We start from the raw sequence: 20,950 nt of genomic DNA, 5'->3' as shown, positions 1-20,950 counted from the left end.
TGTGAGCGATGGCTGCGGGCGCCTCAGTGGTCCAGGCGCTGGCGAGGCTCGGCGCAAGTGCCATCTGCCGCGCACATCGCGTTATCGATCCAAGCGATGTATCGCGATACACGGACGTTGTATGCCATCTGACCATAGAAGCCAGCCTCCAGGGCGTGCTCCGGAACCGCAGAGATCCAAGACGCTAACCCGACGAGTTGCCAAGCGCTGTGGGCCCGCACAACGACTGGGCCACCGCTGTCGCCGCTTCCAAGCATGCCCTCCAGAGACAGGCCATGCGTGGGGGGATCGAATCGATACCATAGGTAACGGGCATTGGCTCCGGTGATGACGTTGTAGGCCCGCCTCAGCACGCCACGATGCGGACTGTCGGGAAGCTGCCCGTGGTCGCCGTTGCCGGTGGCCCCTTTCCCGACCAGCATGGCGACTTGGGTGACTTCGTCACTGCCGCGATAAAGCATCACTGGTGCAACCTGCTCTACCTGCGATTCCAGTTCAATCAAGGCGATGTCGTCCGAGTTCGCTAGAAAGGCATGAATCTTGGACGGGTCGCCGGACTTCAGGGCTTCCTGCGCTAGCGCATCCGGCATTGGCCTGTAGCCGGGGTGGACCACGACGTGCGCAACTTTGTAGGCATTCCCATTGACAGTCACCTCTGCAGCCATGCCTTCCATGGGAGCCGCGTGAGCTGCGGTGACGACCCATCTCGGCGCGATGAGAACACCATGCCCTTCGCCTGGCAGGTCTGCCAGTGCCGGAAATTCTGAGCCATCGATCCGATATTTCGAATCGTCAACATCGCCCCGGATAACAACGCCTTTCGCCGCAAATGACAGGCTGATAAAAGCAAGAAAAAGCCAGCGACCCATGTGCTACCACTCCCTTGATCCGTCGACTGATGTGCGTCCGCAACGTGCCGTGAATGCTTCCGCAAGATAGCGGTGCAGTTTTCAAACTGAAACCCGCGTCTGACCAAGCGAAGTGGGAGGCGACGAAACCCCGGAAACCAAGACTCAAAAGCCCTCAACCGAATGGTGCCGAGATATTGCCAGCGGCCGGGCAGTCGTCACTCAGCCTCGGCCAGGAGCAGACATCGCGGTGCGGCGCAAGGCCTTGTAGGGCCGGCGGGCCCGCCTCTCAACGGCGCCGGGCACGCCGACGGCGCAGCCACCACACCGGCACGCTGACCAGCGCCGCAAGCAACAGCACACCGACGCTCGCCAGCACGCTCATGCGCAGTGCGATGCCGTGCTGGAACACCAGGTCTGCGCCAGTGCCATCGAGGGTGTAAACCACCACCGCATCGCCAAGTTTGCCGAAATCCTCGCGCCCGCCTGCGGCAATGGCAACGTATTGCCTGCCTGCCACTGCATACACCGCCGGCGTCGCGTTGCCGCCGGCGGGGAGCTTGCTATCCCAGCGCGGCTTTCCCGTCGCGGTATCAAAAGCACGCAGGTGCGAATCTTCGGCAGCGGCGATAAAGGTCAGCCCGCTGGCGGTGGTCACCGCACCGCCCAGAAGCGGCATGCCGACGTTGAGGGGCAGCCACGGCAGCCGCTCTTCCAGCGAGCCCAACGGACGCTCCCAGGCCACGGTGCGCGTGCGCAGGTCCACCGCAACCAGCTTGCCCCACGGCGGCGCCACGCACGGCGTGCCATTGGGCGAGAGCAACGCGCCGCGACGCAAGCCATAGGGGGTGCCTTCCATGCCGTTGAAGTCCTGTCGCGGGAAGTTCTTCTCGTCCTTCCAGTCGAAGCGAGCACGCGGGATCAACGCCATCTGCATCGGCAGGTCCATTACCGGCAGAATCGCCAGCTGGCGCTGCGGGTCGATCGCGATGCCGCCCCAGTTCACCCCGCCAGCCCAGCCGGGCGAGGCAATCGTTCCGCGCACGCTGGGTGGAGTAAAGATGCCTTCTGAACGCAGGCCGCTCATCAATGCCTGGCAGGCCCTGCGTTCGCCTGGCGTCGGGCCCCACGCATCGGCCGCAGTCAGCGCGGCCATCTTGGCCAGGCGCAGCGCGGGCTCTGGCATGGGCTGGGTTGGCGATGCCTGTTCGCCGGGCACGTCGGAGGCCGGCACTGGCACTTCGCTGATCGGGAACACCGGCGCGCCGGTACGCCGGTCAAAGGCGAACAGGAACCCGGTCTTGGTCGCTTGCAGCACCGCATCGCGTGGACCCTGCGTGGTCTGCACCGTGGCCAGCGCCGGCTGCGAAGCCAGGTCGTAATCCCACATGTCGTGATGGACCAACTGTTGCGCCCAGATGCGGCGGCCGGTTTTCACTTCCAGCGCCACCAGCGAATTGGCATCGCGGTTGTCGCCAAGGCGCTGGCCGCCGTAGAAATCCGGGCTGGCCGAACCGGTGGGCACGTAGACCAGGCCCAGCGCCGGGTCCACCGACAGCGGAGGCCAGGCATTGGCCGCGCCGACGGTGGCCGCCTGCTCGGCCTGCCAGTCGCTGGCGCGCGGATCGTCCGGTCGGCGCGGCACCGGATCCCAGCGCCACAGCTCGCGGCCGCTACGCACGTCATAGCCGCGGACCACGCCCTGTTCCTCGTGGTGGGCGCGGTTGTCACCAATCGAACTGCCGGTCACCAGCACGCCGTCGGCGATCACCGGCGGCGAAGTCACCGCATAATTGCTCCAGTTCGAATCCTCCTGCGGAATGTAGATGCCCTGGCGCAGGTCAACGCTGCCGTTCTGGCCGAACGCGGCGCAGGGCTTGCCATCGCGCGCGTCCACCGCCAGTAACCGGGCATCCAGGGTGCCCAGCACGATGCGCTCGGCGCAGGCCGCGCCGGCCGGCGCCTGTGGGTCGCGCCAATAGCTGACCCCGCGCGAGGCGGGGTCGCCATAGCGTTTGTTGCGTGGAACTTTGGGGTCGAAGGTCCACAACTTGGCCCCGGTGGCCGCATCCAGGGCGAACACGATGTCAGTGCCGGTGGTCAGGTACATGCGCCCGTCGATGACCAGCGGATTGGCCTCGAACCGCATCCGATCCGGGTCAGGCAGCCCTGCGCCTTTTTCGCCGGTGTGGAAGGACCAGGCGACCTTAAGCCGGCCGACGTTGTGCGGAGTGATCTGGGTCAGCGGCGAATACTGGCCGCCCCCCGGCGCGCCGCCGTAGTGCGCCCAGTTGCCTTCGGCCGCCACGCTGGCACCCGCCAGCAGTGACAGCCACAGCGCCGTTACCACCATGCTCCATTCCCGCATATCTCGTTCCACAGGATCGTTGGACGCCAGTCTGGGCATCGCCATCCACTATTTGCCACCAGCAAGTGACCGTCCCCCGGATTTCTGGGACCAAACGCGGGAATTCGGGGGCGAACGCGGGGACGAACAGGCCGCCACGGCTACATGGCGGCCTGTTCGCGCGAAGCGAAAGCGACCGTGGAGCATGTGTTCGGCACGCTCAAGGCGTGGCTGGGCACGACGCCATTGCTGACCAAGACGCTTCCAAAGGTCAGGACGGAGATCCGCCTGGCCGTGTTGGCCTACAACATGAAGTGCATGATCAAAATTGCGGGGACGTTGTCGACACGGCGGGCGCCCTGTCACGCCGCGCCGCAGCTGGACTCGCGTAGGCGTAAGCGCTAGCGTGGTGCGGATTTTTTGCCTACAGGGGAATGCCCAATGCGCCACGACGCGCAACCGCGCCAGCTCACCTTCCGCGCCGTCGTGCTGGCCATCGTGCTGGCGGTGGTGCTTTCGGCCGCCAACGCCTATCTGGGCCTGTTCGCCGGCCTGACCATCGCCACCGCCATTCCGGCCGCGGTGGTGTCGATGGGCGTGCTGCGCCTGCTTGGCGGCGGCACCATCCTGGAAAACAACATCGTCCAGACCGGTGCCTCGGCCGGCTCGTCGATCGCCGCCGGGGTGATCTTCACCATCCCCGCGCTGGTGATCATGGGCTACTGGCCGGACTTCAAGTACTGGTGGGTGCTCGGCATCGCCGGCATGGGCGGCCTGCTCGGCGTGCTGTTCTCGGTGCCGCTGCGGCGCTCGATGATCGTCGAGGATCCGCTGCCGTTTCCCGAGGGCAAGGCCGCAGCCGAAGTGCTCAAGGCCGGCGACAACCCCGGCCCGGGTCTGAAGATCCTGGCCATGTCCGGCGCCATCGGTGCGCTGGTCAAGCTGGGCGCGGCCAGCGGCCTGCGGGTGATTCCCGATACCTGGGCGCAGGCCACATATCTGGGCAGCAGCCGGCTGGTCGGCTATCTGGGCACCAACCTGTCGCCGGCACTGCTGGGCGTGGGCTACATCGTCGGCTTGAACGTCGGCATCGTGGTGCTGTCCGGCTCGATCCTGTCCTGGCATATCGCCATTCCGCTATATCAGCAGTTTTTCATGGGCTCGGACCCGGCATTGGCGCAGAGCCTGGTGGGTGCGCCGGCAGCCGATGCGGCGTTCGGCATCTGGGGCGCGAAGATCCGCTACCTGGGTGTCGGCGCGATGCTGATCGGCGGCGTGTGGACGCTGTTCTCGCTGCGCAAGTCGCTGTTGTCCGGCGTCAAGAGCGGCTTCGCCGCCGCACGCAAGAGCGGTGGCGGTGTGGTCGCCGAGACCGAGCGCGACCTGCCGATGAAGTGGATGCTGGTGGCGCTGGTGCTGTGCACCTTGCCGCTGCTCGGCCTGTACCAGGCCATCGTGCAGCAGTGGCACGTGTCGATCCCGATGACCATCATCATGGTCGTGGCCGGCTTTCTGTTCGTGTCGGTGTCCGGCTATCTGGCCGGCTTGATCGGCTCGTCCAACAACCCGGTGTCGGGCATCACCATTTCCACCATCCTGTTCGCCTCGGCGGTGCTGGTGCTGTTGCTCGGCAAGGACGGGTTGGTGCCGGTCGGCATCGGCGCGGCGCCGTTGGGCGCGGTGGCGGCAATTATGATCGGCGCAGTGGTGTGCTGCGCGGCGGCGGTGGGCGGCGACAACCTGCAGGATCTCAAGGCCGGCTATCTGGTCGGGGCCACGCCGTGGAAGCAGCAGCTGATGCTGGCCATCGGTGCGTTCTCCTGCGCGCTGATCATGGCGCCGGTGTTGAACCTGCTCGCGCAGGCCTACGGCATTGGCCCGGCCACGCCGCAGCATCCCAACTCGCTCGCTGCGCCGCAGGCCACGTTGATGGCTTCGGTCGCCAAGGGGCTGTTCGGCGGCCAGCTGCCGTGGTCGATGATCGCCATCGGTGCCGGCGTCGGGGCGGCCATCATCGCGCTGGACGAGTGGTTGAAGGCCACCGGCAAGCGCTTCCGCGTGCCGGTGCTGGCTGCCGCGATCGGTATCTATCTGCCGTTGGAACTGATGGTGCCGATCTTTGTCGGTGGCCTGATCGCGCATCTGGTGGAGCGCTTCCACAAGATCCGTGCCGATGACGAAGACGGCCGCGACCGCGTGCATCGTCCGGGCGTGCTGTTTGCTGCCGGCCTGATCACTGGCGAGGCGTTGATGGGTATCGCGATCGCGGTGCCGATCGTGCTGTCCAGTCGTGCCGATGTGCTGGCGCTGCCGGCCAGCCTGCAGCTCAACCAATGGTTCGGCCTGGCCATTCTCGCCCTGGTCGGCTGGCTGCTGTATCGCGTCGGCAAGCGCGGCGAACAGGCGGCCTGAGCCTTTGACAGACACGGCGCATGCGATGCATGCGCCGTCCTGGCAGGCGCGCAAGGCGACCTGCCCGCAGCGCATGCCGCTGCCATCTGTCCCTACCCACGCACCGCCGCCGCAGACCCATCGACTGTCCCAGACCGCACTTCGTCGTCTGCAGCCTGTCTTTGCGCCGGCTTTATGCCAGATCCAGCGCTCATGCATAGCGCCTTTATGCCGCCGCTCCGTATCGTGCCGTCTCCCGCACGGATGATGCGTTACGGCTGCCGCATGCCTCGATCGACCCGCTGATCTCCGCGCCGTAGGCCATCGCGCCGCCGCTGCTGCCGACAAAAAACGTTAGCCCAATCACACTGCGTCTCTTCCAACGTGCGGTTGCGGCCGCTTTTTGTCTTGTGAGCTCGACAGTTCGATAGGATCGACCAGACGCTGCCATTCCGGCGTCGTGCAGTCGATCCACCTCTCCACGCGCACCCCCACCCACCCACTCACTGCTGGTTTGTCGTGTCATCGATCCAGCGCTCTGCCATGGAGTTACTGCAATGCTGACTGTTATTCCCCGTTCCTCTTCCCGCGCACCGCGCATCCCTGTGCTGGCCATCGCCATGGCCGGCGTGCTGTGCGGCCTGGCCACGCAAGCGCAGGCGCAAGACGCCACCGAAGCGGCGCTGTGCACCGACCGGCCGACCAAGGCCAATTCCACCTGTACCGTGCCGACCGGCGCCTGGCAGCTGGAAACCGACATCGGCAGCTACACCCGCGACAGCCAGCCCGGCACACGCATCGAAACCTCGGTGTTCACCAATCCCACGCTCAAATACGGCGTCAGCGACCGCATCGATCTGCAGCTCAACTGGGCGCCGCAGCTGCAGGTCAAGACCACCGATCGCGCCACCGGCGCACGCAGCAGCCTGAGCGGCGGTGGCGACATCTATCTGCGCATGAAGGCGCGGTTCTACGAGAGCGATACCGCCACCGTCGCGGTGCTGCCGTTCGTCAAGGCGCCTACCGCGCGCACCGGCCTGGGCAACGACGAGTGGGAAGGCGGCATCGCGCTGCCGATCAACTTCGCCTTGCCCAACAGCTTCTCGTTGACCTTCGGCCCGGAGGTCGACTGGCTGGCCGACAGCGATGGCAGCGGCAATCACATCGCGGTGATCAATGCGATCAACCTGGCGCGCCCGCTGACGCCCAAGCTGTCGATGGCGGTTGAAGTGTGGTCCTCGATCAATCGCGACCCTGCCGGAACCATCGAACAGTATTCGGCCGACATCGCCGCTGCGTATCTGATCAACCCGCTGTTGCAACTGGACGTGGGCGCCAACTTCGGCCTCAACGACCGCACCCCGGATGCACAGGTGTATGTAGGGTTGGCGCACCGCTTCTGATGCGTGTGGTGCGTCAGGGCAGGGTGAGTTGCCGGGACGTGCACACTGCTTGAGACGCATGGTCAAGGTTGCGAGGCGCCAGTTCGACTGGCGCCTCGCAACACCCGTACGCGGCACGCCGGCGCTGCCGATGCTTGAACAACGCCGAGCGGGAGCGGCCGCATGGGAAGCCCTTCTCAACGTAGTGGCGACTGTTGCAATCACCCATCCAACACAGCGCGCACGCGTCAAGCGTGCCTGGCTGGCGTCATCAGCTTGCTGGCCGCATGACCCATGCCGCCACGCGCGACGGCCATGCGCGTTCGACAGCACACGCCTTGGCTTCCGGTCGCGGCGCTGACGCGCGTGATTCCATGCACGAGGCGACGCCCACGCGACCGCGCAGGCAGACGCAAGCGCAAGTCTTTGCGCGTGCGCCGCAGCAACGCCTACCATCGACGTTTTGCCGTTGCAGGAACTCTCGATGAAGCTTCGTTACGCCGTGCTGCCCCTGTGTCTGTTGACTGCCTTGCCAAGCCTGGCCGCCGCGCGCGGTTTCGATGTGCGCGACATGGTGGCGATGGACCGGGTGTCCTCGCCCACGCTCAGCCCCGATGGCAGTGTGCTGGTGTTCGCCAAGCGCCAAGCCAAGAGCGGCAATGGCAAGCCGGCTACCGGCCTGTGGGTGCGCAACCTGCGCACCCGCGATGCGGCACCGCCCAAGCGGCTGACCCCCGAGGGCTGGAACGTCAACAGCCCGGCGCTGTCGCCGGACGGCAAGACGGTGTACTTCCTCAGCAGTAAATCCGGTACCCAGCAGCTGTACGCGCAGCCGCTGGCCGGCGGCACCCCGCAGCAGCTGACCGCCTTTGCGGTGGACCTGGACAGCTACAAGCTCGCGCCGGACGGCAAGCGCATCGCCTTCAGTGCCGCGGTGTTCCAGGACTGCGGCTCGGACCTGGGCTGCACCAAGACCAAGCTCGCTAGCGTCAAGAACGCCAAGGCCAGCGGGGTGGTGTACGACCAGTTATTCGTGCGGCATTGGGATACCTGGAACGACGGCCGCCGCAACACGCTGTTTGTCGCCGACCTGCCCGTTGCCGGTGCCAAGCCGGTCGTCGGTGCCTCGGCGATCAGCGCCACGCTGGCCGGCGATGCGCCGTCCAAGCCGTTCGGCGGCAACGACGATTACGCCTGGTCGCCGGATGGCAGCAGCGTGGTCGCCAGCGTGCGCGTGCCGCAGGCATTCGGCCCCGGCACCTCGAAGAAGGCCCAGGCCGGCGACAAGGCCACCGGCAACGACGAGTCGTGGCAGACCAACTTCGACCTGTACCGCCTGGATGCCGGCGGCAAGGCTGCCCCGGTCAATCTGACCGCGTCCAACCCGGCCTGGGATGCCGGCCCGGTGTTCAGTGCCGACGGCAAGACGCTGTACTACCGCGCGATGAAGCGCCCCGGTTTCGAAGCCGACCGCTTCGGCCTGATGGCGATGGAGCTGGCCAGCGGCAAGACCCGCGAGATCGCGCCCAAGTGGGACCGTTCGGCCGGCGAGATCGTGTTGAGCGACGATGGCGCCAGTCTCTACACCAGTGCCGACGACCTGGGCGAGCATCCGCTGTTCAAGATCGATATCGCCAGCGGCGAGGCGACCAAGCTGGTGGGCGAGGGCAGCGTGCATGCGCCGACCCTGGTCGGCAATACGCTGGCGTTTACGCGCAATTCGCTCAAGAGCGGCGACCAGGTCTTTGTCAGCGATGTGCAGGGCCAGGGCCTGCGTGCGATCACCCAGAGCGCGAGCGAACTGCTGCCGGACGTGCAGTTCGGCGACTACGAGCAATTCCAGTTCAAGGGCTGGAACAACGACACCGTGCACGGCTACGTGGTCAAGCCGTACAACTACCAGGAAGGCAAGACCTACCCGGTGGCGTTCCTGATCCACGGCGGGCCGCAGGGCAGCTTCGGCAACGGCTGGAGCAATCGCTGGAATCCGCAGACCTATGCCGGGCAGGGCTACGCGGTGGTGATGATCGACTTCCACGGCTCCACCGGCTACGGCCAGGACTTCACCGATGCGATCAGCCAGCATTGGGGCGACCGCCCGCTGGAAGACCTGCAAAAAGGCTGGGCCGCCGCGCAGAAACAATACGGCTTCCTCAACGGCGACAAGGCCTGTGCGCTGGGCGCCAGCTACGGCGGCTACATGGTCTATTGGATGGCCGGCAACTGGAACCAGCCGTGGAAGTGCCTGGTCGATCACGACGGCGTGTTCGACAACCGCACCATGGGCTACGCCACCGAGGAACTGTGGTTCAGCGAATGGGAAAACGGCGGCACGCCGTGGCAGAACCCGGCCGGCTACGAGAAGTTCAACCCGGTGCTGCACGTGGACAAGTGGAAGGTGCCGATGCTGGTGATCCACGGCCAGCAGGATTTCCGCATCCCGGTCGAGCAGGGCCTTGCCGCCTTCACCGCGCTGCAGCGCAAGGGCATCGACTCCAAGTTCCTGTACTTCCCGGACGAGAACCACTGGGTGCTCAAGCCGGACAACAGCGTGCTGTGGCACGACACCGTCAACAGCTGGCTGAAGCAGCATATCGGTCAGTGAGGCCATGATCGGCACGTCGCCCGGAGCGGCGTGCCGATGGGTGAGCTTATGACGCGTGACGGCCTGGTCTGTACTGCGTGTCGCAAGGCGTTCGTTCGGCTTGCTCAGTTCGGCAGCTGATCGCGTTTGGCTAACTGGCCTTCCACGATGTGCAGGATCTCCGCCACGGCGATCCCGAACGAGCCGGCATTGCCGGCGTCGAAGGCGGCTTCCCATTCTGCATGGCCCGGCAGGTAATCCTGATTGGGCGCGGCATTGCCGACGTGTTCGGCAGCGCTGCGCTCCAGGGCCTGCGCGATCATCGGGATGTGCGGCAGCGTGTCGAGAATCCCATCGGGCAATCCTGCGTGACGCACCTGGATGTCGCTGATACTCACGTGCAGGATCTGGCCGCCGTGGGGATGCACATCGATCTGGTTGATCAGCACCAGCGGCATCTCCGTCGCGGTACGCCCACGGCAGCGCCAGAGCTGGCCGACCGCATATGCGGGAGAGGTGGTATCGAGCATCGGGTACTCCACGGTCAAACCACAAGGATGCAACGCGCCTGCGGAGATGGCGACTCTGCGCTGTGTCAGCCTTGGATCGGGATGGTTCGGACTTCGACCTGGGGCATGCGCCAGGTAGTCGTGCATTGCCCGCCAGACGATGTTCGGAGGGACAGGTGCGCTGAGGTCGACGGCGCCTTTTAAAGCATGCGTCCGCTTGCGGCAGGCCGAGGTGGCCTGGTTCAACGCATCTGGCTGAATGCCCGCAGGAGACAGCAGTGCCGCAGCAAGCAAGCCATGTCAAAATAGCGATTCCTTAACTTCCTCAGTTCCCTGCCAGGATCGCAAGGACCGTTTGCATGCGCATGTTGTTCCGCCCCTCATTGTGGGCGCTCGCCCTAATCTGTAGTCCTGCCCTGAATGCCGCATCGCGGCCCACGGCCGTTGCTGCGCGTGCCCCCGTGTCTGCGGCTGCCGCTGTCGGCACCGATGCGGCGGTCAGCGATCCGGGGGTGCCGCTGCCGGCTACGCTGAAGTCCGGCATGGGCTACCGCGCGTTCGCGCAGGCGGTGATGGAGCAAGGCTGGCAGCTCGTGGATCCGCTCGCCGCCGACAGCTGCATGGCCGCCGGCGATTGCGCCATCGAGTTCATTGCGCCCGGCGGCAGTGCGCGCCTGCAGGTGCAGATCGGCTCACAGTCCGGTGCGGCGGTTGTCAGTGGCTGGCGCGCGCAGCAGGTGCCGTTGGATCGCATCGGCAACACCACTGCAGCGGCGGTGGACAGCAAGGCTGCGCCGGCTGCGTCCAACGTGGCCGACAACCCGCGCTGAGGCAGTGCGCCGGCGTCTGCCGCGCGCGGCGTATCATGGCGCTGCGGCCTGCATCGGTGGCGCGCGTCATCGCCAGCTGCGTCTTTCCTGATCCCGAGTCCCGTCCTGCATGACCTCCTGCATGAAGAGCATCGACCCTGCCGATCTGGAAGCGTTGTTCGATGCCGTGCCGGACGTGCTGTTCTTCGTCAAGGATCGCGAGGGCCGCTATACCCACGTCAACCAGACCATGCTGCGGCGGTTGGGGCTGAAGTCGCGCAAGGAGTTGATCGGCAAGCGCGTTGCCGAGGTGTATCCCAGCGGCCTGGGCGCCAATTACGCCAATCAGGACGAGCAGGTGCTGGCCGGTGCGGTCATCGACAACCTGTTGGAGCTGCACCTGTTCGCCAACCGCGAACCGGGCTGGTGCCTGACCTGCAAACGTCCGCTGCTGGTCGACGGCAAGGTGCAGGGCATCATCGGCATCTCGCGCGATCTGGGGCCGCAGGACGGGCACGCATCGCAGTATGAAAAACTGCGGCTTGCGCTGGCGTACCTCAACGCCAACTACGCGCAGAACGTACGCATGCAGGTGCTGGTGGAAATCACCGGGTTTTCGATGTCCAAGCTGCAGCGCTCGTTCCGCAAGGTGTTCCAGCTGACTCCGCAACAGGTGCTGGCCAAGCTGCGCCTGCAGATGGCGATGCATCTGCTGCACGGGAACAAGAGTCTCACCGAGATCGGGCATGCCTGCGGTTTCAGCGACCAGAGCGCCTTTGCGCGGCAATTCAAGCTGGCGGCGGGCATGACGCCGCGCGAGTACCGCGCGCTGGCGAACGCTGCGCAGTTTCCTGCAGAACCGGCTTAGCTTGTCTGACAAGACGACTGCTCAGCAGCTGAGTTAGTCGAGCACGCGGTCCTCTTACCGCTTGCCGAGCACTGCGTGAATCCATCGAGATTCCAGGTTGCACTCTCGTTTGGTGGATGCAGCCAAAAGCCTGGTTCGTCGAGTGTGCGGTGCCCCCACCGCTTGCGGGACACGCCGTGAATCCGTCCGTGGAGGCTCGGTGGCGGCATCCATGCCGCCACACGGTCCCGCAAGCGGCGAGGACACCGCACCAGACAGTTGGTCGGCTGTTTTCCTGAAAGCTTGTTGCTCAGCCTGGCAGATGAAAAGTTGAGAGGTCACGTGTTGAAGGTCTGTCGGCTATTCCGCTGCAATGGGAAGGCAGTAAGAAGCCAGTCGGTCCCAGAGTGATCCGCCCAGCGCACCTCATGCTCTTGCTTGCAACCTTGCAAACCGACCATCTTGACTGGTCCTTGCCCGCCCACCGGCGCGGGACCTTACGCGGCATGGATGCCGCGTAAGAGCCTACAAGGACGTACTTGCGGCGTGTCCCGCGACGGTGGGCGGGGAAGGGCCTTGCAGCCGAGTCGCAGCCCGCTGCTCTACAGCTGGCCTATCCGCGCGTGCCAACACCCCAAAGACAAGAAGGCGCAACGACGTAAAGGCAGCCAGGATTCCAAATCGCAGCGTCGTTTATTAGACGCGGCCAAGAGAATGGCTGAAGGCTGGCCGTTGCATAGGACGCGTTGGTCTACTGCTGAAGATGAGTTGCTGCCCGCATAAACGACTTGGGCGCGAACGACGTAGAATCGTTCGCGCCCAAGCCTGTGCAGCCTCTGCGGATACGGTTACGCCAGCATGCGCACCTTCGGCTCGCGTGCCCACTGGCGGGTCTTGGCGGCAGTGATGAAGGCCTTGGTATCGGCCGCTGCAATCACGCCCGCGTCCTTGCCGACATTGCCGGCCTTCAGCAGTAGCTGCGCGCCATCGTCGTATGCAATCGCCTTCAGATGGGCCCAGGCATGGCTGACGAAGTCCAGTGCTGCCGATTCGCGTGTCAGCGCCTTGGCTGCTTCCGAGGACAACAGCACCGCCACCGCATCGAACACCACCGAGGGTGTGCCTGCCAATTGGCCGTCGGCGGCCAGTTGCTTGCCGTCGCTGAGCTTGGCGCCGCCCACTTTCGGCGCGACGATTTTCACTGTGGCACCCGCAGCTTCGGCAGCCTTGCGCACCGCCTTGATCGCCGCTGCGTCGGATCCATCGTGAATGAGGATGCCCACCGTGCGGCCCTGCAAGGTGTCCTTCATCTTGCCGATCAGCTGCAAGGCCGGCGACAACGGCATATCGGTCGGCGCAACCGCAGCCGGCGGCGCCGGCGGCAACGTGGTCATGCCCATGCCATCGGCCACGCGCTGCGCCAGCGTCGGGTCGATGTGGCGCAGGTGGCCAACGATGGCTTCGCGCACGTGCGCGGTCTCCACCTTGGACAACTCAAACACCAGCGCCGATGCCATATGGGCCTGTTCCGGTGCGCTCTGGCTGCGGAAGAACATCCGCGCCTGGCTGTAGTGATCGGCAAAACTTTCTGCGCGCACGCGGCCCTTGGCGCCGTCTTCGGCCGGCGTTGCATGGCTGGGGAATCCACGCAGCGCCTCACGGGGTGCATCGGCCTGCAGCGAGCTTGGCTCGTAGGCGACACGGCCCTTGGGGACGCCCATCTGCATATGCCCATCGCGCTGATTATTGGCGAACGGGCACTTGGGCGCGTTGACCGGAATCTGATGGAAGTTGGGTCCACCCAGGCGGCTCAACTGCGTATCCAGATACGAGAACAGGCGACCCTGCAGCAGCGGGTCGTTGCTGAAGTCGATGCCGGGCACGATGTTGGCCGGGCAATAGGCCACCTGCTCGGTTTCGGCGAAGAAGTTGTCCGGCCAGCGGTCCAGCACCATGCGGCCGACGATCTGCAGCGGTACCAATTCTTCGGGAATGACCTTGGTCGAATCCAGATGGTCGAACGGGAACGCCTCGGCCTGCGCCTCGGTAAACAACTGCACGCCCAGTTCCCATTCGGGGAAATCGCCGTTCTGGATCGATTCGAACAGATCACGACGATGGAAGTCCTGGTCTGCGCCGGCGATCTTGACTGCCTCGTCCCAGATCGTGGACTGCAGACCCAGCTTGGGACGCCAATGGAACTTGACGAAGGTGCTGTCGCCGGCTTCGTTGAGGAAGCGGAAGCTGTGGATGCCGAAGCCTTCGATCATGCGTAGCGAACGCGGAATCGTGCGGTCGCTCATCGCCCACATGATCATGTGCATCGATTCGGGGGTGAGCGAGATGAAATCCCAGAACGTGTCATGCGCGCTGGCTGCCTGCGGAAAACCGCGGTCCGGTTCCATCTTCACCGCATGGATCAGGTCCGGGAACTTCATCGCATCCTGGATGAAGAACACCGGGATGTTATTGCCGACAAGATCCCAGTTGCCTTCCTTGGTATAGAACTTGACCGCGAATCCGCGCACGTCGCGCGGCGTGTCCACCGAGCCGGCGCCACCTGCAACGGTGGAAAAGCGCGTAAACAGCGGGGTTTTTTCGCCAACCTCGGTAAAGATCTTGGCGGTGGTGTACTGGCTCAACGACTTGGTCAGCTCGAAATAGCCATGCGCCGCGCTGCCGCGTGCATGCACGATGCGCTCGGGGATGCGCTCGTGATCGAAGTGGGTGATCTTCTCGCGCAGGATGAAGTCTTCCAGCAACGTCGGCCCACGCGGCGTGGCGCGCAGCGAGTTCTGGTTATCGCCAACCGGGATGCCCTGGTTGGTGGTCAATTGCGGATGCGAGCCGCCGGCTTTCTGGTGCAGTTCGTCGCCGGTGCCGCGCAACTCTTGCGCGCTGGCGGAACTGCCGACAGAAGGAACCTGTGCGGGTTTGCTTGGGGACTTGGCCATGGGGGACTCCACGTTGGCGGGCTGGGATGCGAGCTATCCAACCGAGCCTGGGAGCGGCGCTGTTAAACGGATGTGTCTACATGCGAGCAAACACTCACATGCTTGCGTCACGACGCAAAGCGTGCGCTACCGCGCGCTGTGCAATGCCAACACACCACGCGCATGATGCGAACACCGCCACATGCACGGTCTGCGTGACCCAGCGTGCGGTGTTTGATCTACAGCAGATCCAGCGGCTGCTTGCGCGTTGGCGGCGGGAACGCGCTATCGAGTGCGGCAAGATCCTGCGCATCCAGCTGCAATGTGCATGCTGCGGCGTTTTCACGCACGTGTGCGGGCGTGCCCGATTCGGGGATGGCGATCACCTGGCCGCTGCGGATTGCCCAGGCCAATGCCACCGCAGTGGCTGCAACGCCACGCCGTGCACCGATGGCATGCAGCACTGGATGATCGAGCAAGGCGCGGCTCCCCAGTGGCGAGTACGCCATGACCGTCACCTCATGGTCGGCGCACCACGGCAGCAGATCGAATTCGATACCGCGGCTGCCGGCGTGATAGAGCACTTGATTGACCAGGCAGCGCTGCCCGCCATCGATGCGCCACAGATCCTGCATATCGTCGACATCGAAATTCGACACGCCCCAATCGCGGATCTTGCCAGCATCGCGCAGCGCCTCGAACGCGTCGACCACCTCGGCAAGATCGCTGCCGCCGCGCCAATGCAGCAGATACAGATCCAGCGTGCGCACGCCAAGCCGCTGCAGGCTGGCTTCGCAGGCACGCGCAATGCCGCGCGCGCTCGCATTGCTCGGCAATACCTTCGACACCAGGTACGGTGCCTGTGCGCTGTCGATGGTCTGGCCGATCAACTGCTCGGAACGGCCGTTGCCGTACATCTCGGCGGTGTCGATCAGGCGCATGCCTAGCTGCTGGCCGGTCTGCAACGCGTCGATCTCCTGCTGCGGCGGATGCCGGCCCTGGCCCAGATTCCACGAGCCCTGGCCCAGCGCGGGCACGCTGCGCCCGTTGCGTAGCGGCACCATGAGGCAGGGGAAGGAAGTGGCGACAGACATGCGTAACTCCTGTGGAGGTGTGGATCATTGCGAGGTTGGATGCGCGGCGGTAGCGGACGCCGGCGTGTGTGTGGCAGCGTGCGCTTGTGCATCCCAGAACGCACAACGATGACGCTGCACGAAGTCGGGCGTCGCGCCGATCCTGCCGGGCGAGAGCGTCAATGGGGTGTTTCCATCGAAACGTGGCCAGTGTGGCCGGCCTGCGCCATTGGGATCGCCGGTACGTGCAAACGCGCCCCAGTAATCCTGCAGCGTGTCGGCAAATGCGTGCTGCGACGGACTGAACTGCGGCTCGCCGCTGAGTGCCCAAGGACGCTGGAACAGATACACCAGTTCGGCGGCGTGATAGGCGCCCAGCGGATGCGAGAACGGCAGACGCAACAGGCCGTAGGGCGCGTGCGGGTCGTCGAATTCGTAGGCATACACCGGCATCTGGTCGCGCAACAAGTGGCCGAGCCGGCGGGTGGGGCAGGCGAAGACGCCATCGGTGACGATGTCGGCGTAGGCGCTCCAGCGCGAGCGCGCGGCGACGTCCGCGTACTGCGCAAGCACCGCCGCCGGATCGTCGTGCATCCCCTGCACGCGCGAGCGGTAGCTGCTGCGCAACACGAAGCCGCCCACATAGGAGGCCAGTTGCGCAAACAGACGTCCTTCATTGCGGTTGCTGCCCAGCAGCAGCGGCACGCGTGCGTGGCTTGCGTTGGCGATCGCCGTTTCCGGCGGCTCGGGCAGGACGTCGCCGCCGACCATCGGTGCCCAGGCATCTCCGCCGGTCAGGCCGCGGCGTTGCGGCTTGGCATCCAGCAAGGCGTCGGCCGGCAGTGCGCGCAGGCAACCGGCAACGTCGGCCGCGCCATCGCAGCCGAGCGCCTGCGCCATGCGCACACCGCCGCGTTCGGCCTCGACGCGCGGCAGGCCCGAATCGCCGGCCAGGCAGCTGCCGCTCTGCAGGATCGCGCGCTGGAACAAGCCGGTGGCGCCCGGCGAGGTGAGATGGGAGCAGATGCTCCAGGCGCCGGCGGATTCGCCGAATACGGTGACATTGCGCGCATCGCCACCGAATGCGCCGATGTTGCGTTGTACCCAGCGCAAGGCGGCCTGTTGATCGAGCAGCGCGTAGGCACCTTCGCCTTCGCCACGCAGGGCCGGATGCGCGAGGAAGCCGAAGACGCCAAGTCGATAATTGGGCGCGACCACGATCACATCCTGGCGTGCCGCCAGCGCGCTCAGGTCGTAGTCGGCGTTGCTGCCCAGTTGCATCGCGCCGCCGTAGATCCACACCATGACTGCGCGCGGATGCGCGGGGGCAGGGCCGGGCGGCGTGTAGATGTTGAGCGTCAGGCAGTCTTCGGACAGCTCCTTCTGGCCGAACCGATAGCGCGGCAGGCAGGCCGGTCCCACACGGGTAGCGTCGCGCACGCCGCTCCATTGGGGCGCTGGCTGCGGCGCGCGGAAGCGCAGCGCGCCGACCGGGGGCGCTGCAAACGGGATGCCCAGATAGGCGCCGCCCTGCGCGTTGTGCACACCACGTACCGCACCGGTATCGGTGCGCACCACGGTTTGCTGCGTGTCCGGTGCCTCCACCAAGGCCGGCACCGCGCCGGGCCGGCGGGGCGTGCAACCGGCGACGCTGCAGCCCACCAGCAGCAGGCAGGTCAGCGTGCGTATGCGCCTGGTCATCTCGAGCTTGATCACTGCGTGCCCTACCATGTGTCGAGGCGTGCCAGCATCGCAAGTGCGTGCTTAGGGAAGAGTCAACGCGCGATGGCGCGGCGATGACGTCGCGCGCGATGCAATGCGTAGACGCGGGCATGCACGGCCGGCTGCGGCATGGCGATGCTGCGGGTAGCGAAGGCGCATGTGCTATATGTCCGACCTGGACGACAGCGCGTGCAGGGACGGTCGGCATGACACGATTGAAGCGAATCCTCCTGTGGGCGGCGATCTGCGGGGGCTGCGCCCTGGTCGCCTTCAATCTTGCCTATTGGTGGGCCTTGAGCGGCCAATTCGACTGCATCGAAGGCGGCTGCGGACTGCTGGCCGAACTGGTGCTGTGGCCTGTCCTCACCATCTTTCTGGTAGGCATCGCGGCGATGCTGGCGTGGGTGGTACGCCGCAGGCACGCACGCCGCTAGCGCTTGCCGCATGTGGTCTTGCGACGGCCAACATCACCGACGGAGCGCACTGCAGGGTGGCGCCATGCAAGAAAAAACCCGGCCGCAACGTACGCGGCCGGGTTTGAGTCGAGCGAAGGGCCGCGTTGCGGCGCTTACGCTTCCACGTCGTCCTTGTACGCATCCACCGGGATGCAGGCGCACATCACGTTCTTGTCGCCATAGACGTTGTCCACGCGTGCCACCGGCGGCCAATACTTCTGCTGCTTGAGGCTGGGCAGCGGGAAGGCGGCCAGTTCGCGCGGGTAGGCATGCGTCCACTCGCTGGCCGACACCTGGGTGGCGGTATGCGGGGCGTGCTTGAGCGGGTTGTCGTCGCGGTCCAGGCGGCCGTCTTCGATGGCGCGGATCTCTTCGCGGATCTGGATCATCGCGTCGATGAAGCGGTCCAGTTCGTGCTGTGATTCGCTTTCGGTCGGCTCCACCATCAAGGTGCCGGCGACCGGGAAGCTCAACGTCGGTGCGTGGAAGCCGAAGTCGATCAGGCGCTTGGCGATGTCTTCGGCGCCGATGCCGCTGGTCTTCTCCAGCGGCCGCACATCCAGGATGCATTCGTGCGCCACCAGGCCATTACGGCCGGTGTACAGCGTCTTGTAATGCGGCGCCAGGCGCTTGGCGATGTAGTTGGCGTTGAGCAACGCCACCTGGGTCGCCTTGCGCAACCCGCCACTGCCCATCATGGTCACGTACATCCAGCTGATCGGCAGGATGGAGGCGGAGCCGTAGCTGGCCGCGCTGACCATGCCGACGTCGCCTTCGCCGCCCAGCGTGCGGGGCAAGAAGGGCGCGAGGTGCGACTTCACCGCACACGGGCCCACGCCCGGGCCGCCGCCGCCGTGCGGAATGCAGAAGGTCTTGTGCAGGTTGAGGTGCGACACGTCCGAGCCCCACTTGCCGGGCTTGGCCACACCGACCAGTGCATTCATGTTGGCGCCGTCGGTATAGACCTGGCCACCATGCGCATGCACCACTTCGCAGATCGCCACCACGTCTTCTTCGAACACGCCGTGCGTTGATGGATAAGTGATCATCAACGCGGCCAGACGCTCGGAATATTTTTCCGCCTTGGCGCGGATGTCGTCGACGTCGACATTGCCGTTGGCATCGCACTTGGTCACGACGACCGTCATGCCACACATCTGCGCGGAAGCCGGGTTGGTGCCGTGCGCGGATTCGGGAATCAGACAGATATCGCGATGTGCTTCACCACGCGAACGGTGATAGGCGCGGATCGCCAGCAGGCCGGCGTATTCGCCTTGCGCGCCGGAATTGGGCTGCAGGCTCACCGCGTCGTAGCCGGTGCACTCGACCAGCATCGCTTCCAGCTCGTCGATCAGCTGCGCGTAACCGGCCGACTGCTCGGCCGGAGCCAGCGGATGGATCGCGCCGAACTCGGGCCAGGTCACCGGGATCATTTCGGCGGTGGCGTTGAGCTTCATGGTGCAGCTGCCCAGCGGGATCATGGTGCGATCCATCGCCAGATCCTTGTCGGCCAGCGAGCGCATGTAGCGCAGCAGTTCGTGTTCGCTGTGGTGGGTGTTGAACACCGGATGCGTCAAAAACGCACTGGTCCGCAGCAGGTCTGGCGGCAATGCGTCGGCGGTGGCGGCATCGAGTGCATCCACATCTGCCTGCGTGCCGAACACCTGGGCCAGCGCCACCACATCGGCGCGCGTGCTGGTTTCATCCAGGCTGATGCCCACCGCTTCGCTGTCGATCGCGCGCAGGTTGATGCCGGCCGCACGGGCCTTGGCGTGGATGGTATCGGCATCGATCGCCTTGACGTGCAAGGTGTCGAAGAAATGCTCGCCTACATTGACGCCGGCACCGCGCAACGCGGCGGCCAGGATCGCGGCAAGACGATGGGTGCGGCGCGCGATGCGGGTCAGGCCCTCGGGGCCGTGGTAGACGGCGTACATCGAGGCCATCACCGCCAGCAGCACCTGCGCGGTGCAGATGTTGGAGGTGGCCTTCTCGCGGCGGATATGTTGCTCGCGCGTCTGCAGCGTCAAACGGTAGGCAGGGTTGCCGGCGGCATCGATCGACACGCCGATCAACCGGCCCGGCATCGACCGCTTGTAGGCATCGCGGCAGGCCATGAAGGCCGCATGCGGGCCGCCAAAGCCGAACGGCACGCCAAAGCGCTGCGAGTTGCCGACCACGATATCCGCGCCCCATTCGCCGGGCGCGGCGATCAGGGTCAGCGCGAGCAGGTCGGTGGCCACCGCGACCAGGCCGCCTTGCGCATGCACCGCATCGGCCAGCGCGGCGTGGTCGCCGATGTGACCGAAGCTGTCCGGGTATTGCAGCAGCACGCCGAAGCATTCGGCCTGCAGCGCTTCTTCCGGCGTGCCGACGCGCAGCACGATGCCCAGCGGCTCGGCGCGGGTGCGCAGCAGTTCCAGCGTTTGCGGATGCACCGCGTCGTGCACGAAGAAGGTCTCCGACTTCGACTTGGCCGAACGCTTGGCCAGCGTCATCGCTTCGGCCGCGGCGGTGGCTTCGTCCAGCAGCGAGGCGTTGGCGATCTGCATGCCGGTCAGATCTGCGCACAGGGTCTGGAAGTTGATCAACGCTTCCATGCGGCCCTGCGAAATCTCTGCCTGGTACGGCGTGTAGGCGGTGTACCAGGCCGGGTTTTCCAGGATGTTGCGCAGGATCACCTTGGGCGTGTGGGTGCCGTAATAGCCCTGGCCGATAAAGGTGCGCTGCACCTGGTTCTTGCTGGCGATGGCGCGGATCTTGGCCAGCGCTTCTTCTTCGGTGATCGCCTCGGGCAGCGCCAGCGCCGCAGGCGACTTGATGTTGCCGGGCACGATCGCATCGGTCAGCGCATCCAGCGAGGCGTGGCCGACTACGTCCAGCATCTGCGCGATTTCTGCGTCGTTGGGGCCGATGTGGCGTTCGACGAACGCGCTGTGGTGTTCGAGGTCGCGCAGGGAAGACGAGGTCGGGGACATGGCGGGCATCCGGGGCAGGGGGCAGACGAATGGTCGACACGTCCTCCGACCGGCCCGGCGCGCACGCGCACC

General features: G+C 65.5%; 13 protein-coding genes and 1 pseudogene. 7 read left to right on the top strand and 7 right to left on the bottom strand.

The features are described 5' to 3' along the window. Positions 1-23: 23 nt before the first annotated feature. Together GGR61_RS02765 and GGR61_RS02760 are read right to left on the bottom strand one after the other, a co-directional pair. Positions 24-869 (bottom strand): trypsin-like serine protease, encoded by an 846-nt coding sequence (locus tag GGR61_RS02765; RefSeq protein ID WP_184620371.1) that lies wholly within the window; start codon positions 867-869, stop codon positions 24-26. 268 nt (positions 870-1,137) lie between these two features. Continuing rightward, the gene (locus GGR61_RS02760) at positions 1,138-3,201 is read right to left on the bottom strand and encodes a pyrroloquinoline quinone-dependent dehydrogenase (RefSeq protein WP_221237238.1); all 2,064 of its coding nucleotides are present in this window, start codon (positions 3,199-3,201) and stop codon (positions 1,138-1,140) included. Between the two features lie 183 nt (positions 3,202-3,384). Here GGR61_RS02760 and GGR61_RS20935 point away from each other — a divergent pair. The 4 genes and pseudogenes from GGR61_RS20935 to GGR61_RS02740 form a co-directional block, all read left to right on the top strand. Next, a pseudogene (locus GGR61_RS20935) lies at positions 3,385-3,600 on the top strand (hypothetical protein); the annotation flags it as partial. 36 nt (positions 3,601-3,636) lie between these two features. Further along, a complete protein-coding gene (locus GGR61_RS02750; protein WP_184620369.1) occupies positions 3,637-5,607 on the top strand; it encodes an oligopeptide transporter, OPT family in 1,971 nt (656 codons plus the stop codon). A gap of 536 nt (positions 5,608-6,143) precedes the next feature. After that, complete coding sequence (locus tag GGR61_RS02745) at positions 6,144-6,989, top strand: transporter (protein WP_184407020.1); 846 nt, start codon at positions 6,144-6,146, stop codon at positions 6,987-6,989. Between the two features lie 463 nt (positions 6,990-7,452). Further along, positions 7,453-9,573 (top strand): S9 family peptidase, encoded by a 2,121-nt coding sequence (locus GGR61_RS02740; protein ID WP_184620368.1) that lies wholly within the window; start codon positions 7,453-7,455, stop codon positions 9,571-9,573. Positions 9,574-9,677: 104 nt separating this feature from the next. Here the strand turns inward: GGR61_RS02740 and GGR61_RS02735 are convergent, their stop codons facing one another. After that, positions 9,678-10,082, bottom strand: a complete 405-nt coding sequence (locus GGR61_RS02735) for a hypothetical protein (RefSeq protein WP_260286865.1) — start codon at positions 10,080-10,082, stop codon at positions 9,678-9,680. Between the two features lie 338 nt (positions 10,083-10,420). Between GGR61_RS02735 and GGR61_RS02730 the strand changes: the two genes are divergently transcribed. Together GGR61_RS02730 and GGR61_RS02725 are read left to right on the top strand one after the other, a co-directional pair. Further along, on the top strand, positions 10,421-10,891 hold the full coding sequence (locus GGR61_RS02730; protein WP_184407022.1) for a hypothetical protein: 471 nt from the start codon (positions 10,421-10,423) through the stop codon (positions 10,889-10,891). A 121-nt stretch (positions 10,892-11,012) separates the two neighbouring features. After that, the gene (locus GGR61_RS02725) at positions 11,013-11,738 is read left to right on the top strand and encodes an AraC family transcriptional regulator (RefSeq protein ID WP_184620367.1); all 726 of its coding nucleotides are present in this window, start codon (positions 11,013-11,015) and stop codon (positions 11,736-11,738) included. Positions 11,739-12,565: 827 nt separating this feature from the next. On the opposite strand, the gene GGR61_RS02720 is transcribed toward GGR61_RS02725, so the two are convergent. From GGR61_RS02720 to GGR61_RS02710, 3 genes are all read right to left on the bottom strand, one after another. Beyond that, complete coding sequence (locus GGR61_RS02720) at positions 12,566-14,671, bottom strand: catalase (protein ID WP_184620366.1); 2,106 nt, start codon at positions 14,669-14,671, stop codon at positions 12,566-12,568. A 218-nt stretch (positions 14,672-14,889) separates the two neighbouring features. Further along, positions 14,890-15,744, bottom strand: a complete 855-nt coding sequence (locus GGR61_RS02715) for an aldo/keto reductase (protein ID WP_184620365.1) — start codon at positions 15,742-15,744, stop codon at positions 14,890-14,892. A gap of 24 nt (positions 15,745-15,768) precedes the next feature. Further along, entirely contained in the window at positions 15,769-17,424 is a 1,656-nt protein-coding gene (locus tag GGR61_RS02710) for a carboxylesterase/lipase family protein (protein ID WP_184620364.1), read from the bottom strand. Between the two features lie 236 nt (positions 17,425-17,660). On the opposite strand from GGR61_RS02710, the gene GGR61_RS02705 reads away from it, so the two are divergent. Then, on the top strand, positions 17,661-17,879 hold the full coding sequence (locus GGR61_RS02705) for a hypothetical protein (RefSeq protein ID WP_184620363.1): 219 nt from the start codon (positions 17,661-17,663) through the stop codon (positions 17,877-17,879). A 134-nt stretch (positions 17,880-18,013) separates the two neighbouring features. On the opposite strand, the gene gcvP is transcribed toward GGR61_RS02705, so the two are convergent. Continuing rightward, positions 18,014-20,887 carry an aminomethyl-transferring glycine dehydrogenase gene (gene gcvP / locus GGR61_RS02700; protein WP_184620362.1) on the bottom strand — a complete coding sequence of 958 codons (2,874 nt, stop codon included), beginning with the start codon at positions 20,885-20,887 and terminating at the stop codon, positions 18,014-18,016. Between the last annotated feature and the right edge of the window lie 63 nt (positions 20,888-20,950).

Source organism: Xanthomonas sp. 3058 (assembly GCF_014199765.1).
GTDB lineage: Bacteria > Pseudomonadota > Gammaproteobacteria > Xanthomonadales > Xanthomonadaceae > Xanthomonas > Xanthomonas campestris_B.
This window is presented reverse-complemented; position numbering and strand designations above follow the sequence as displayed.

Excerpts from the sequence above, each read along its gene's own strand:
- GGR61_RS02765 (WP_184620371.1), bottom strand. The coding sequence starts at position 869 with ATGGGTCGCTGGCTTTTTCTTGCTTTTATCAGCCTGTCATTTGCGGCG.
- GGR61_RS02760 (WP_221237238.1), bottom strand. The coding sequence starts at position 3,201 with ATGGTGGTAACGGCGCTGTGGCTGTCACTGCTGGCGGGTGCCAGCGTG.
- GGR61_RS02750 (WP_184620369.1), top strand. The coding sequence starts at position 3,637 with ATGCGCCACGACGCGCAACCGCGCCAGCTCACCTTCCGCGCCGTCGTG.
- GGR61_RS02745 (WP_184407020.1), top strand. The coding sequence starts at position 6,144 with ATGCTGACTGTTATTCCCCGTTCCTCTTCCCGCGCACCGCGCATCCCT.
- GGR61_RS02740 (WP_184620368.1), top strand. The coding sequence starts at position 7,453 with ATGAAGCTTCGTTACGCCGTGCTGCCCCTGTGTCTGTTGACTGCCTTG.
- GGR61_RS02735 (WP_260286865.1), bottom strand. The coding sequence starts at position 10,082 with ATGCTCGATACCACCTCTCCCGCATATGCGGTCGGCCAGCTCTGGCGC.
- GGR61_RS02730 (WP_184407022.1), top strand. The coding sequence starts at position 10,421 with ATGCGCATGTTGTTCCGCCCCTCATTGTGGGCGCTCGCCCTAATCTGT.
- GGR61_RS02725 (WP_184620367.1), top strand. The coding sequence starts at position 11,013 with ATGAAGAGCATCGACCCTGCCGATCTGGAAGCGTTGTTCGATGCCGTG.
- GGR61_RS02720 (WP_184620366.1), bottom strand. The coding sequence starts at position 14,671 with ATGGCCAAGTCCCCAAGCAAACCCGCACAGGTTCCTTCTGTCGGCAGT.
- GGR61_RS02715 (WP_184620365.1), bottom strand. The coding sequence starts at position 15,744 with ATGTCTGTCGCCACTTCCTTCCCCTGCCTCATGGTGCCGCTACGCAAC.
- GGR61_RS02710 (WP_184620364.1), bottom strand. The coding sequence starts at position 17,424 with ATGACCAGGCGCATACGCACGCTGACCTGCCTGCTGCTGGTGGGCTGC.
- gcvP (WP_184620362.1), bottom strand. The coding sequence starts at position 20,887 with ATGCCCGCCATGTCCCCGACCTCGTCTTCCCTGCGCGACCTCGAACAC.